This window comes from uncultured Lacinutrix sp., assembly GCF_947500605.1.
In the GTDB taxonomy this organism is placed as follows: domain Bacteria; phylum Bacteroidota; class Bacteroidia; order Flavobacteriales; family Flavobacteriaceae; genus Lacinutrix.
Map to the genome: position 1 here is coordinate 30,434 of NZ_CANMSJ010000006.1, position 14,383 is coordinate 44,816.

At 29.9% G+C, this 14,383-nt stretch carries 15 protein-coding genes; 8 read left to right on the plus strand and 7 right to left on the minus strand.

The features are described 5' to 3' along the window. Window positions 1-43: 43 nt before the first annotated feature. From Q0935_RS09920 to Q0935_RS09930, 3 genes are all read right to left on the minus strand, one after another. Window positions 44-751: a lysoplasmalogenase gene (locus Q0935_RS09920; RefSeq protein WP_299252609.1), complete on the minus strand. Its 708-nt coding sequence runs from the start codon at window positions 749-751 to the stop codon at window positions 44-46. A gap of 97 nt (window positions 752-848) precedes the next feature. Further along, a complete protein-coding gene (locus Q0935_RS09925; RefSeq protein ID WP_299385445.1) occupies window positions 849-2,024 on the minus strand; it encodes a GlmU family protein in 1,176 nt (391 codons plus the stop codon). 141 nt (window positions 2,025-2,165) lie between these two features. After that, on the minus strand, window positions 2,166-2,417 hold the full coding sequence (locus Q0935_RS09930) for a type B 50S ribosomal protein L31 (protein ID WP_299252603.1): 252 nt from the start codon (window positions 2,415-2,417) through the stop codon (window positions 2,166-2,168). Between the two features lie 160 nt (window positions 2,418-2,577). On the opposite strand from Q0935_RS09930, the gene Q0935_RS09935 reads away from it, so the two are divergent. The 8 genes from Q0935_RS09935 (at window position 2,578) to Q0935_RS09970 (ending at window position 10,932) form a co-directional block, all read left to right on the plus strand. Then, the gene (locus tag Q0935_RS09935; RefSeq protein ID WP_299385447.1) at window positions 2,578-3,105 is read left to right on the plus strand and encodes a DUF4199 domain-containing protein; all 528 of its coding nucleotides are present in this window, start codon (window positions 2,578-2,580) and stop codon (window positions 3,103-3,105) included. 40 nt (window positions 3,106-3,145) lie between these two features. Then, window positions 3,146-4,111 carry a glycosyltransferase family 2 protein gene (locus Q0935_RS09940; RefSeq protein ID WP_299252597.1) on the plus strand — a complete coding sequence of 322 codons (966 nt, stop codon included), beginning with the start codon at window positions 3,146-3,148 and terminating at the stop codon, window positions 4,109-4,111. A gap of 56 nt (window positions 4,112-4,167) precedes the next feature. Next, window positions 4,168-5,898 (plus strand): phospho-sugar mutase, encoded by a 1,731-nt coding sequence (locus tag Q0935_RS09945; RefSeq protein ID WP_299385449.1) that lies wholly within the window; start codon window positions 4,168-4,170, stop codon window positions 5,896-5,898. A gap of 5 nt (window positions 5,899-5,903) precedes the next feature. After that, window positions 5,904-7,133: an IPT/TIG domain-containing protein gene (locus tag Q0935_RS09950; protein ID WP_299385452.1), complete on the plus strand. Its 1,230-nt coding sequence runs from the start codon at window positions 5,904-5,906 to the stop codon at window positions 7,131-7,133. Between the two features lie 62 nt (window positions 7,134-7,195). Further along, window positions 7,196-9,037, plus strand: coding sequence for an ABC transporter ATP-binding protein (locus Q0935_RS09955; RefSeq protein WP_299252588.1), 1,842 nt, complete (start codon window positions 7,196-7,198; stop codon window positions 9,035-9,037). Window positions 9,038-9,334: 297 nt separating this feature from the next. Then, the gene (locus Q0935_RS09960) at window positions 9,335-9,877 is read left to right on the plus strand and encodes an RNA polymerase sigma factor (protein WP_299252585.1); all 543 of its coding nucleotides are present in this window, start codon (window positions 9,335-9,337) and stop codon (window positions 9,875-9,877) included. Window positions 9,878-9,943: 66 nt separating this feature from the next. Beyond that, the gene (locus tag Q0935_RS09965; protein WP_299385455.1) at window positions 9,944-10,420 is read left to right on the plus strand and encodes a hypothetical protein; all 477 of its coding nucleotides are present in this window, start codon (window positions 9,944-9,946) and stop codon (window positions 10,418-10,420) included. Between the two features lie 62 nt (window positions 10,421-10,482). Further along, complete coding sequence (locus Q0935_RS09970; RefSeq protein WP_299385458.1) at window positions 10,483-10,932, plus strand: sensor of ECF-type sigma factor; 450 nt, start codon at window positions 10,483-10,485, stop codon at window positions 10,930-10,932. Window positions 10,933-10,996: 64 nt separating this feature from the next. Here Q0935_RS09970 and Q0935_RS09975 read toward each other — a convergent pair whose 3' ends face one another. The 4 genes from Q0935_RS09975 to Q0935_RS09990 all read right to left on the minus strand — a co-directional run bounded on the left by Q0935_RS09975 (window position 10,997) and on the right by Q0935_RS09990 (window position 14,329). Further along, the gene (locus tag Q0935_RS09975) at window positions 10,997-12,058 is read right to left on the minus strand and encodes an oxidoreductase (RefSeq protein ID WP_299385460.1); all 1,062 of its coding nucleotides are present in this window, start codon (window positions 12,056-12,058) and stop codon (window positions 10,997-10,999) included. A gap of 91 nt (window positions 12,059-12,149) precedes the next feature. Further along, entirely contained in the window at window positions 12,150-12,830 is a 681-nt protein-coding gene (locus Q0935_RS09980; protein WP_299385462.1) for an SCO family protein, read from the minus strand. Continuing rightward, complete coding sequence (locus Q0935_RS09985; protein WP_299385464.1) at window positions 12,790-13,422, minus strand: toxin-antitoxin system YwqK family antitoxin; 633 nt, start codon at window positions 13,420-13,422, stop codon at window positions 12,790-12,792. The genes Q0935_RS09980 and Q0935_RS09985 overlap by 41 nt, the downstream gene beginning before the upstream one ends. Continuing rightward, window positions 13,388-14,329, minus strand: a complete 942-nt coding sequence (locus tag Q0935_RS09990) for a YHYH protein (protein WP_299385467.1) — start codon at window positions 14,327-14,329, stop codon at window positions 13,388-13,390. Before Q0935_RS09990 ends, Q0935_RS09985 begins: the two co-directional genes overlap by 35 nt. Window positions 14,330-14,383 lie beyond the last annotated feature (54 nt).

Here is a 14,383-nt window from a genome sequence, read left to right on the forward strand (position 1 = left end):
TTTATTAATATTTTCTGTTTTAAATTAAACTAGTTTTAAATTATTATACACTTATTTTCACTGCATTCTTATTCTCTTTTAAAATACCTAAAACAATTAAGTATTGCGCTAAGCAATAAAAAAACATAACTGTTATTTTATTGTACGCTATTAATGGATTATAAAACATTTTAAGGATGTTAATACTATCGGCAATCATAAATGCAATAACTCCAAATATTACTAGCCAAAAGCTAATAACATTAACCTCTCCTCTTCTTAAATAAGCAAATTGCATTATTAACATTGCAACAAACAAATAGATAAGTAATGGTATAAAATATTGACCTAAGTTATTATATACTATAGACATAATAATACTCATGTAAATAAAACAGAAAAGTAAAAAAGGAATTAGTTTAATAATATTAAAATCTTCTTTATTTAAAAACCGAATAGAGTAGCAAATTTTGGCAACAATAAATAAAAGGGAAGCGATAATAAAGTATACCATATTACCATTATTACCTGAAATGAAGAAAAAGTCTCCAAAAAGAAATAGGCATAGCGCTGCTATAACTAAGTTTTTTTTATCACTATCTTTTTGTTTAGTGTTAAAAAGAAAAAAAAGTAATAAGCTTAAACTTAATAATATTTTCGAGAAATATCTATAAAAATATAAAGTATCATTATTCTTAAAAAAGGCATCTAAAAGATATAAACCTAAGTATAGAATTGAAAATCTAAGTGTGGTTTTAAAAATGAGTTTCATATTGGTAATTGCGATACCGAATATAAACTTTAAATTTAACAATTAAAGACTTACAAAAAAAATCTTTAATAGCTCATTACCAAGTATTAAAATAATTTTACTCTCTTCTAAATCTTTTGGTTTCTTCAAAAACATGTTCTAGAATAGATTGATCTGCTTCTGTAAACTCAAGTCCTCTTCTAGACATTACAACTTTACAAACCTCGAAAGCTTTTTTAGTTAAATAAGTAGTAAAACCACTGCTTCCTCCCCAACTGTAACTTGGTACAAAATTTCGAGGAAAACCACTTCCAAAAATATTAGCATTAACACCTATAACTGTACCTGTATTAAACATAGTATTAATACCACATTTACTATGGTCTCCCATCATTAAGCCACAAAATTGCAATCCTGTTTTAGCAAAACCTTCTGTATCATAATCCCAAAGTCTTACTTCGGCATAATTATTTTTAAGGTTAGAATTATTTGTATCTGCACCTAAATTACACCACTCTCCTATTACAGAATTTCCTAAAAAACCATCATGTCCTTTATTTGAATAGCCAAATAAAACAGAATTATTAACCTCTCCACCTACTTTACTATGCGGACCAATAGTAGTTGCTCCATAAATTTTTGTAGCCAACTTTAAAGTTGCATTATCACACAAAGCTAGCGGTCCACGAACCACACTGCCTTCCATAATTTCTGCATCTTTACCTATATAAATAGGACCTGTACTTGCATTTAGTGTTGCAAATTCAAGCTTTGCACCTTCTTCAATAAAAATATTTTCTGGAGCAATTATATTATTAGATTTTGGTATTGGCTGTGATTCTCTATCCTTAGTAAGTAATTCGAAATCCTGCGCAATAGCTTCGCCATTTTTAGAAAAGATATCCCAAGTATGTTCTATTGTAATAACATCTTCGTTATACTCAATAGCACCAAATGTTTCTAAATCTATATCTTCTTGATCTTCTTCTGTATAAAAAGCAATAACTTCTTCATCTTTAAAGATCGCTTCATTCTTTTTTAGGCTCTTAATTTTATCAACTAAAGTTTCTGTTGGTAAAAAAGACGCATTAATCATTACATTAGCTTCTAGCTCCACCATTGGCCATTTCTCAGACAAATAATCTTCTGTTACTGTTGTTGTAGTAGCTAGTAAATGCTTTTCCCATTTTTCGCGAATGGTTAAAATACCTACTCTAATATCTGCAACTGGTCTTGTATAAGTAAATGGTAATAATTGATTTCTTGCTGGACCGTCAAAGAGAATGTAATTCATTTTAAATTTTATAGTTTAAAGCTTAGAGTTGTATTAGTAAACCTCTAAAAACTTAAGGTTATAACAAAAATAACATAATTGTAGAAAACAAAAAAGCCTTTCATTTTATATGAAAGGCTTTTTAATATGCTGTAGGCCAAATTATTTTTTAAATTTAGCGTATTTGTTTTTGAATTTATCAATACGTCCTGCTGTATCAATTAATTTAGATTTACCTGTGTAAAATGGGTGAGACGTTCTAGAGATCTCCATTTTAACTACTGGATACTCAACACCATCTACCTCGATAGTTTCACTTGTATTTGCTGTAGATTTTGTTAAAAATACGTCTTCGTTAGACATATCTTTAAATGCTACTAGTCTATAATTTTCTGGATGTATACCTTTTTTCATCGCTTTATGCTTTAATTGTATTCTAAATTCGAGGTGCAAATTTAATCATTTTTTGCAAACACACACTATTTTTTAAAAAAAATAATTTAAACTTATTTCTGTAACGTTTTTTTATCTTTGGCTACTAACTAAATATAACAAACTAATAAACTACAAAAATATGGAAACTACAACAAAATCATCAGCAATTAATTACGGTTTATACCTCGGAGGTATTCTAGCATTAGCTACAATATTAGTATATGCTATTAAACTAGAATTATTTACAAGTGTAATTTTAGGAGTAGTTCTTTTTGTTATTACTATAACATTAGGTATTATTTCATTAATTAAATCTAAAAAAATACAAAATGGATTTATTTCTTTTAAAGAAGCCTTTACATCGTACTTCATTACAGTACTTATTGGAATAGTAATAAGTTCATTAATTTCATTTGTAATTTTTAATTTTGTAGACCCTGAAGCTGCTGTACAACTAAAAGAATTAGCTTTAGATTCTCAAGTAGAAATGTTAAGAAACTTTAACCAACCAGAGGAGACAATTGCTCTTATGGTAGAAGCTTCAGAAAAACAAGGGAACTTATTTTCTATTGGAAATGTATTCACTTCACTAATTGGTTATATTATCTTTTATAGTATTATAGGACTTATAATTGCTTTAATTCTTAAAAAAACCCAGAAACAGTAGAATAGTTTTATATTTGAAGTAACAATTTTCAAAATAATACATGGATATATCTGTAGTCATACCACTACTTAACGAACAAGAATCAATTACAGAATTACACGATTGGATTGCTAAAGTTATGCAATCCAATCGTTTTTCTTATGAAATACTCTTTATAGACGATGGCTCTACAGATGGTTCTTGGAAAACTATAGACGCACTTTCTAAAACAAATGCTAACGTAAAAGGTATTCGGTTTTTAAAAAACTTTGGTAAATCTCAAGCATTACATGCTGGTTTTGAAAAAGCACAAGGTGATGTTATTGTTACAATGGATGCCGATTTACAGGATAATCCAGAAGAAATACCTTCGCTTTACAACAAGATTATTAAAGAGAATTTCGATCTTGTTTCCGGATGGAAAAAGAAACGTTACGATAATAAACTTACCAAAAACCTACCATCTAAACTCTTTAATTGGGCTGCTAGAAAAACATCTGGTGTTAAACTTAACGATTTTAATTGCGGTTTAAAAGCCTACAAAAATGTTGTTGTTAAACATATTGATGTTAATGGTGAGATGCACCGTTACATTCCTGTACTTGCTAAAAATGCTGGTTTTACAAAAATTGGAGAGCAAGTAGTACAACACCAAGCAAGAAAATACGGTGAAACAAAATTTGGTATTGAACGCTTTATTAATGGCTTTCTAGATTTAATTACCATTTGGTTTATCTCTCGTTTTGGCAAAAGACCAATGCATTTATTTGGTGCATTAGGTGTTATTATGTTTGCTATTGGTTTTGTGTTTTCGGTTTACTTAGGTATCGATAAACTGTTTTTTCATAAAACGGCAAGACTAATTACACAAAGACCTCAATTTTATATTGCTTTAGTAACCATGATTATTGGCACTCAATTTTTTATTGCTGGATTTTTAGGTGAAATTATTTTACGCTCGAAGCAAAATAAAAAACGTTACTTAGTTAAGGAAGAATTGAACCTAAAGACAAAAACTCCAAACTAATACTCCGTTTACAACTTTTTATAATACTTACTTTTACATTCTATTAATTTACAACTATGATACATATAGAACCAGAATTACTAAAGAGAGTTAATGCATGGCTAACACCTGCTTTCGATAAGGACACTCAATTACATATAAAAGATCTTATAGGTACAAACCCTAAAGAGCTAAAAGAATCTTTTTATAAAGATTTAGAATTTGGTACTGGAGGTATGCGCGGTGTAATGGGTATTGGTACCAATAGAATTAATAAATATACCTTAGGAAAAAACACGCAAGGCTTAAGCGATTATATGTACAAAGTGTTTCCTAACGAAACATTAAAAGTTGCAATTGCTTTCGATTGTAGACATAATAGTAAATCTTTAGCAAAGGTTGTTGCTAATGTATTTTCGGCTAATAATATCGAAGTGTTTTTATTTGAAGACCTTCGTGCTACTCCAGAACTTTCGTTCGCTTTAAAGCACTTAAACTGCCATTGTGGTATTGTTTTAACAGCATCGCACAATCCTCCAGAATATAACGGTTATAAAGTATATTGGCAAGATGGCGGACAATTAGTTCCACCTCAAGATGGAGAAATAATAAATGTTATTAATAAATTAGATTATGCTGAAATTAAATTTGAAGCCAACGAAAATCTAATCCATTATATAGGTAAAGAAGTAGATGATGTTTTTATTAATGCATCTGTTAAAAACGGAAGCTTTAATACTTCCGCGGAAGCGAGAGAAAAATTAAACATTGTATTTACCTCACTCCATGGTACATCTATTACTGCAGTGCCAGAAACATTAAACCGTGCAGGCTACACTAATGTTAATATAGTTGAAGAACAACGCGAACCTAATGGCGATTTTCCAACTGTAGTCTCTCCAAATCCAGAAGAGCCAGAAGCTTTAAAAATGGCAATGGAATTAGCCACTAAAACAGATGCAGATATTGTAATTGGCACAGATCCAGATTGCGATAGATTAGGTGTTGTTGTTAGAGACCTAGATAACGAGCTTGTTATTTTAAACGGAAATCAAGCGATGTTATTAATGACGGATTTCTTATTAAAACAATGGCAGAGTGAGAACAAAATTAACGGCAATCAATTTATTGCTAGTACTATTGTATCGACTCCAATGATGAGTGTTTTAGCAGAATCTTATAATGTTGAATCTAAAATTGGTTTAACCGGTTTTAAATGGATTGCTAAAATGATAAAAGACTTTCCAGAGCAAGACTTTATTGGTGGTGGTGAAGAAAGTTTCGGGTTTATGGTTGGCGATTTTGTTCGCGATAAAGATGCTGTTACCTCTACTCTACTAGCTTGCGAAATTGCGGCACAAGCAAAAGCCAAAGGCAGTAGTGTTTACCAAGAGTTAATTAAACTATATATAGATCATGGTTTATACAAGGAGCGTTTAATTTCTATTACTAAAAAAGGGATTGAAGGTGCTCAAGAGATAAAACAAATGATGGTTGATGCTCGTGAGAATCCATTGAAAAATGTAAACGGTGAAAAAATAGTTTTAATAGAAGATTATCAGTCTTCTATTGCAAAAAACATTCAAAGTCAGGAAGAATATATTTTAGATGTTCCAAAATCTAATGTTTTAATTTATTACACAGAAGATGGCAGTAAAATTGCCTTAAGACCAAGTGGTACAGAGCCTAAAATTAAATTTTACATTAGCGTAAATACAACATTAGACAATGTGTCTGCTTTTAAAACAACGGAACAACAATTGGAAAGTAAAATTGATGCTATTTTAAAAGACATGAAATTAAAATAATACCTATGAATAATATTAAGTTTTTAAGTATTCTGTTTTTTCTACTTTTAATAACTGCCTGTAGCAAAGATGAAACTAAACCAGTTATAACAGACCCACTTGTTGTGGACCAAGTAACAGTTAACTCTTACACTCCTACACAAGGTTATCCTGAAGAAATTGTTACTATTTCAGGTGTAAACTTTGATGCGTCTATTACTAATAACACCGTAAGCTTTAATAATGTATTAGCAAATATTATTAATATAACAACTACCCAAATTTCAATAACTGTACCCAATGCTCCAGCTGGAAATTATACAATTACATTAAACACAAATAATGAAAATATTACTGTTGGAAATTTTGAAATACTTGAAGATTCGAAAATTCTTGCTTTTTCTCCATTAGGAAAATTACATGAAGTATTTACTGGTTCTGGAAGAAGTAATCTTCTTGACACTATAGATTTCGATTTTTGGAGTCAAGGAAATTTAAACTTAATCGATTTTTCTGATGACATATTATACATTACAGATTGGTCTTTATCAGAATATAGAATACTAGAATATAATATAAATACTCAATTACTAGAAACGACAACAAATAATTATTCTAACATACCAGAATTAACCAACACAAATTTTCCTGCAATAGTAACTTCCAATTTTAACACTACTGATGGTTTATTATATTTATTATTCGCCGGAGACGACATAGGAAATGGAAATTTTCCATACTATTTATATACATTTAATCCAGAAACAGAAGCTCTTATAAATTCTAATTTTAGTTTCGATTTGGACTTAATACGTTCAACATTTATCTCTAATAACACTTGGTATATATCATCTAACAATGGAACAGTAAAAAGCATAAATCTACAAGACAATACAATAGTATCGCAAACTTTTAATAATCCACTACATAAAGTCTTTAAACATAACAACCAACTATACGGTTTATATAAAAACCCATCTCAAATTGAAGCTAAACTTGCGCTTATAGATTTAACAACAGGTGATTTGACAGATATTTCTAGCAATACATTAGGTTTTTTAAACCCATCTGGAAATGGATTTAAAAATACTGAAGATAAATTTTTAGACTTTACCATTGTAGAAGATAATGATGTAAATGGATTTACAAATAACGGGATTTATACCTATGATATTTTAAATAACGAGTTGCACTCAGTTTATTTAGAAAATCAAGATTTAGGCTATGGAACTAAAATATTAAAAGAACTTAATTAGAAGAAAATAATATTGTTTCAATTACTACCCACTATAAAGAGTAAAAAATGAAATTAAAATAAATGGATAAGAACTTAAAAAAAATAATTCCTTATACAAAACCATACAGGTCTAATATTGTATGGAATATAATCTTTAATGTACTATACGCATTCTTTAGCACACTATCTTTAATTACAATGTTTCCGCTTTTAGAAGTATTATTTCAAAAGAAAACAGACGATGTAGTTGCAGTAATTAAGGAGCCTGTTTATACAGATATTTGGAATATTGGCACTTATTCTAAAGAATATTTCTTTTATCATATTTCTAGCTTACAAGAAACTTATGGTCCAGAATACTCATTATTATTAGCTGTAGGCTTAGTAATCACAACGTTTTTATTAAAAAACTTATTTAATTATTTAGCATCACTACATATGATGTTTTTAAAAAATGGTGTTTTAAGCGATTTACGAAAAACAATGTTTGCTAAAATTATTAGTTTACCTATTCCGTTTTACTCTAAACGTACTAAAGGTGATATAATGGCTAGAATGTTGGGAGACATTAGTCAGGTACAAAATTCCTTTTTTGTCATTTTAGAACTTATAGTTCGTGAACCACTTACAATTATGTTCGCCATCTATGCTATGTTAAAAATTAGTTTAGAACTTACTTTATTTGTTTTTATTTTTATTCCAATATCAGGTTTTATAATCTCTAGAATTGGTAAAAACTTAAAATCTAAATCTACACGAGCGCAAGAAGAATCTGGAAAATTAATTTCTATTGTCGAAGAAAGTATTACAGGTCTTAAAGTAGTTAAAAGCTATAATGCTGAATCTAATTTTAAAACAAAATTTAATAGTTCTGTAAATCGTTTATTAAAACTATCTAATAGTATTGGTAATAAAAATAATCTAGCTTCACCAATGAGTGAATTTATGGGTATCGTTACTATTGCAACACTACTTTGGTATGGTGGAAACTTAGTACTTGTAGACAAAACTTTAGAAGGTGAATTATTCTTGGTTTATCTATTATTAGCCTATAATATTTTAACACCTGCAAAAGCAATATCTAAAGCATCCTATTCTGTAAAAAATGGTTTGGCTGCAGCAGAACGTGTTTTCGAAATTTTAGAACAAGAAGATACTATTGCATCTAAAACCAATGCTATTATTAAAACCGATTTTACTGATAGTATAGACGTAAATAATATCAATTTTAGATATGAAAAAGAAAACGTACTCAAAAACTTTAGTATAAAAGTGCCAAAAGGCAAAACAGTTGCTCTAGTTGGACAATCTGGAAGCGGAAAAAGTACAATAGCAAATTTACTAACACGCTTTTACGATGTAAATGAAGGTAATATTTTAATAGATAATATTAATATTAAAGACTTAGATATTCATTCTCTACGAGATTTATTAGGTCTCGTAACACAAGATTCTATCTTATTCAACGACACTATTAAAAACAACTTATTAATAGGAAAAGAAAATGCTACTGAACAACAAATAATTGAATCTTTAAAAATTGCCAACGCATGGGAGTTTATAAAAGACTTACCGGATGGTATAGAAACAAATGTAGGAGATGCAGGAAACAACTTTTCTGGTGGACAAAAACAACGTTTAAGTATCGCAAGAGCTGTTTTAAAAAATCCTCCAATCATGATTTTAGACGAAGCAACCTCAGCCTTAGACACAGAAAGCGAACGCCTAGTTCAAGTAGCTTTAGAAAACATGATGAAAAACAGGACCTCTATTGTTATTGCGCATAGACTTTCTACTATTCAAAATGCAGATAATATAATTGTTATGAGCAGAGGAGAAATTGCAGAGCAAGGTAAACACGACGAACTTATTGCTTTAAACGGAATCTATAAAAAACTAGTAGATATGCAAAGCTTTGAGTAGCTTCAAGATCAACACAAATAGAAAAAGGATAAACATTACGTTTATCCTTTTTTCGTTCTATGCATAAAACATAAGTATTATTTTCTGTAATAAATTTAGGACATAAATAGTTAATATCCAAACAATTCACACTTTAATCGTTTAAAGACGTCTTTTAATCGGGTTTTAGAGTATCCAAACAAAATTCAATCAATATCTCTTCAAAAAACAAACTACAAAAAGAGAATATTTTTAAAAGAATATTACATTTACATTAAACCATATTAAACTTTAGAAGTCTAAAAGAAAATAGATTTAGTGACAACAGAAACAGAACTTATATCTCAACTACAAGCTAAAGGCAATAAAGATGCTGCCTTTAGAGAACTTATAACGCAATATAAAGAGCGTTTGTATTGGCATATAAGAAGTATTGTAAAATCTCATGACGATGCAGATGATGTGCTTCAAAACACATTTATTAAAGTTTATAAGAGTATTGATGGTTTTAAAGGCGATAGTAAACTCTATTCTTGGCTATATAGGATTGCAACAAACGAAGCAATTACACTAATTAACAAGAACGCAAAGCGGTTACAGATTACTAATGAAGAAGCTAAAGATTTAGCCATAAATAATATGGAATCTGATGTTTATTTTGAAGGAGATGCTATACAGCTTAAGCTTCAAAAAGCAATTGCTACATTGCCAGAAAAGCAACAGTTAGTTTTTAATATGAAGTATTTTCAAGACATTAAATACAAAGATATGTCTGAAATTTTAGACACTAGTGAAGGCGCATTAAAAGCTTCTTATCACATAGCAACAAAAAAAATTGAAGCCTATTTAACTAACAATTAAACTATTTAAGATTTTTACAGTCTTAATATTAAAGAAATAAAATTCCCACTTTTGTGAGAACGAAATATGAAAAACGAAAACTTACATAGCATTAAAGGTTCAGGATTTAAAATTCCTCAAAATTATTTTGAAGGATTAGAAGACTCCATTTTATCTGAAGCTAAACTTAAAAATTTAGTTAGCGATTCTGGTTTTAAAACACCCGAAGGTTACTTAGATAATTTTACTGTTTCTGTAAAAAAAGAAACAAAAGTTATCTCTATTTTCTCGAAGAAAAATATATTGCTAGTTTCTAGCATTGCTGCGTCATTAGTATTATTTTTTAGTTTAAATGTTTTTAAAAATTCGCCATTATCATTTAACGATTTAGATATAACCACAGTAGACAATTATATAATAGATGAAACTGAAACAGGTGATTTAACCACACTATTTCAAGACAACGAATTAAGTGAAACTAATTTTATAGAATACACATTAAGTGAAGAAACGCTAGACAGTTATTTAGAAACTATAGTTGTAGACGACTTATTTTTAGAATAATTAACACACTAAGTAAACTGCTGTTATAAATGCATTTTACATGATAAAAAACACATATAAAAATGAAAACATTAAAATTACTTTTTATTCCACTTTTTGCTTTACTATTCTCCATAAATAGCCATGCACAAAAGCCTGATAAAGAAAAAATAAAAGCTTTAAAAATTGCTCATATTACAGAGCAATTAGACCTAACAACAAAAGAAGCTCAAGCTTTTTGGCCAATTTATAATGCTAATGATGAAGCACGCCACAAACTTAGAGATAACTATGCAAAGAACAAAACAGAGGAATTATGTAAGCCAGGTTCTAAAATAACAGAAGCTGAAGCTAAAGATTTATTAAATAAAATATACGAAATAGAAGAGTCTAAATACAAAATCGAAAAAAAATATTACAACGATTTAAGTGCTATTTTATCTTCAAAAAAAATATTAACTCTTATAAATGCCGAACGCACTTTTAGATATAAAATGATAAAAGAGTTTAAAGAAAGACATCGCAAAGATTAATCTAAAATAAAGCAGAAATAAAACATAAAAAAACAGCCAATGGCTGTTTTTTTATGTTTTATTTCTATCTAAAAGTAAGCTTTGCTATCCTTTTATTTCCTGCTGCATAAGCAACACTGTCATTTACAAAACGAAGTGTATAAAAACCTTCGTCGCTTAAATGCTTCCAAGAATCTCCTGCATCGTTAGAATAGTCTACACCTTTAAAACCTATGGCAACTAATTCTTTAGCCTCTCTTCCAGGAATATACTGTACACAACTTCTATAACTAGGATTTTGATTTTGAGCAACCAACTGCCACGTTTTACCACCATCTGCAGTTCTTATTTTATTTGCAGAACTATCTGCAGGTTTTGTATAATCTCCTCCAATAGCAAATCCGTTTTTATTATCGTAAAAATCTAAACTATACATACCTTGTGGTCCATTACCTTGTACGATTGGAGTATTAAAAACCTCCCAAGTTTCACCTTTATTTGGAGAATACAAAATACGACTTGCTCCTCCTCCAGTTGCTACCCAAGTTTCGTCTCCTACAATAGCAATATTTGTATCACTTGCTGCAAAGGCTGCTTCATCTTTTATAGCTTCTGGTAGTATATCGCAAGACAGCTTATTCCATGTGTTTCCACCATCTCTAGTTATAATAATACTTAAACAACTATCTGTTGGATCACCAATAGCAATACCTTCTTTATCGTTCCAGAAAGCCATAGCATCGTAAAATGCTTTTTCATGGTCTTCTTGATAGACAATTGAAGTTTCGTTTTCTCCTATTTTATATAAATAAGCAGGACTTGCTATAGATAGAGCAAAACCAGCCTCACTAGTACTCGCAAAAGCTCTAAAATTTAATTTTTCATTATCATTATCTATCTCAATTGGAAAAACAATTTCGTCTTCTCCTATCATTCCTCCTTTACCTGTAGAAGTTAAGAAAAACAATCCCTCATAACCATTAACCAATTCTATAGCTCTAACATTTAAAGTAGAATCTTTAAGCAATAGACCTATCTCTACTTCGCTAATATCTCTTGGCATAAAAACAACTTCTTTTTTTACTTCATCTTTTTTACATGAAAATAATGATAGTGCTATACTTAGAGTAATTAAAAACTTTTTCATTTGTTCTTTTGATTTTCTTAATTTCTATAAAAGTAAAAAAGCTTCACGACATAATCGTGAAGCTTTAGCAAAGGAATTTAAAAAAAAATAGTTAGTTCTCTTTTTTTAAAGTTTTTATATCTGTTATTAATTGCTGTACAGATGTTTTATTAAGTCCATTATAGATACCACGAATATGTTTGTTTTTATCTATAAGCACAAAGTTTTCGGTGTGTAGGAAGTCGTCTTCTGTTTTTGGCTCTCCTAAATCTTCTTCTACAAAATAGGCTTGTCTTCCTAAATCGTAAATTGTTTTACGTTCTCCAGTTACTAAATGCCATTTACTACTATTTACATTTTTAGCAATTGCATAATCTTTTAAAGTTGCAACAGAATCTATTTTTGGAGTTACTGAGTGCGATAATAATAAAATTTCGTCATCATCTTTAAATTCTTCTTGTAAAACAGACATGTTAGCTGTCATTTTTGGGCAAATTCCTGGACAGGTTGTAAAGAAAAAATCTGCTACATAAATTTTATCTTTAAATGTTTGAGAGGTTACTGTTTCTCCTTCTTGATTGGTTAGAGAATAGTCTGGTATTTTATGAAATTCTTTTACCTCATTACTACCTGCATCTAACCAATGTGGAGTAAATGTTGAGTCTTCATAGAATGGCAAACTTGCTACTCTACTTGTTTTCTCTGCCTTATTGTTACAACTTACAATTAACACGAAAACAAAAAGTAGTAAACTATAATTTTGTTGTTTGTACAACTTCTTCTTCCAATTCATAACACAATCCTGCTCTTTTTAAGCCAAAAATTCGTCCGTTTTTAGCTTCATAATTATTATATATCTTTCCGTTTCTTCTCCAAGCACGTTGCAAACCTTCTTCTTTTCCGTTTACAATATTTATTTCTTTAAACAGTGTGCCTCCTTTATACCATTGTTTTTGGACACCATTAACTTTACCTTTTATGTGGTTTGCTTCAGATCTAATTTTACCATCTTTCCACCAGCTCTTTGTTGTTCCGTTTTGCAATCCGTTTTTATAAAAAGACTCAAAACTTAACGTTCCATCCACATACCATTTCTTAAAGCTTCCTTGTTTTTTACCTTCAGTATAAAAAATTTCTTCAGCTTTAACTCCGTTAGGATAATTTAAAACTGAAATACCAGTAAAGGGCTCATTGCTATAATAAATGAGCCCAATATTTGGTTTGGAAATTAATTCCGATTTTAATACCTCTATTAAAACACTATCATTATCAGTATAATTTATGGCATTATTATCCTTTTCCTTGTGTTCACAAGAAAAAAATAAGACAACGCTTAATGCTAAAAATAGCTTACTGAATGTTACTTGGAGTTCCTTGATAATCACCTGGGAATAAAATATAATATGAATTTAAATATAATTCGTTTTGAATATGATAGTGATACTCTGCTGTTGTTGTATGCTGCGTAGTACTTGTATGCCCACCTGAAGCATCTAAATCTGTAGGATACGTTCCTGTAGAGTTACATTTTCTTCCGTAGATAAAGAAACCATCTGCTATTATACCAATTAACTCATCATCGTCTTCAGACCAAGCTTTTGTTTCTAAATGGTAATGGTAACTTTGTGGTCCTGTGTGAGCTGCTGTATAATCTAAAGAACCAACGGCGTCATCTAAAGGTACATTTGGCCCTTCTTCATCATTATATATCATTGCTCCAGATACTGCAATACCAATTGCTCCTAATCCTGTTGCGCTAGAACTTGATGCTAATTGTGGGTTTGCAGATACTGTTAAGCTATAAGAACCATTAAAATCGTCTATATTTCCAGGAGCCATTTGCTCGTTAGTAGTAACTATTGGCTCTATCCAGTTTTCGTGATTAGAACTTGAAACCGTTGTAATGGTATTACCCATGGGATCTGTTGCTGTTCTTGACGTTGTGTTAGACCAATATGGTGATGTATGGTTTGGTAAACCGTTTGTTTGGATAACAACATTATCTCCACTAAGTGCTATATCTAAGTTATTTGCATCAAAATCTGCAAATGCTTCGTGTAATGTATTTGTGTTAGCACTATCATCTGTATCTGTATTATCTGCTACATAACCAGATGGCTGGTCGCAAGAACTCTGCGAAACGGCAGCATTACCTAAACCATCTCCATCTAAATCTTGATACCAAGTTGTTGGTGTACAATCGTCTGAATCTGAATTATTGTCGTCGCTAGTACAAGCTATAGAGATAGCTATTAAAGCAAAAACTAGTGTGATTTTAAAAATGTTTTTCATAAAAAAAGGTTTATTATTTTGTTTGTTTTCTATTTAGATGCTACTTAGAAATAA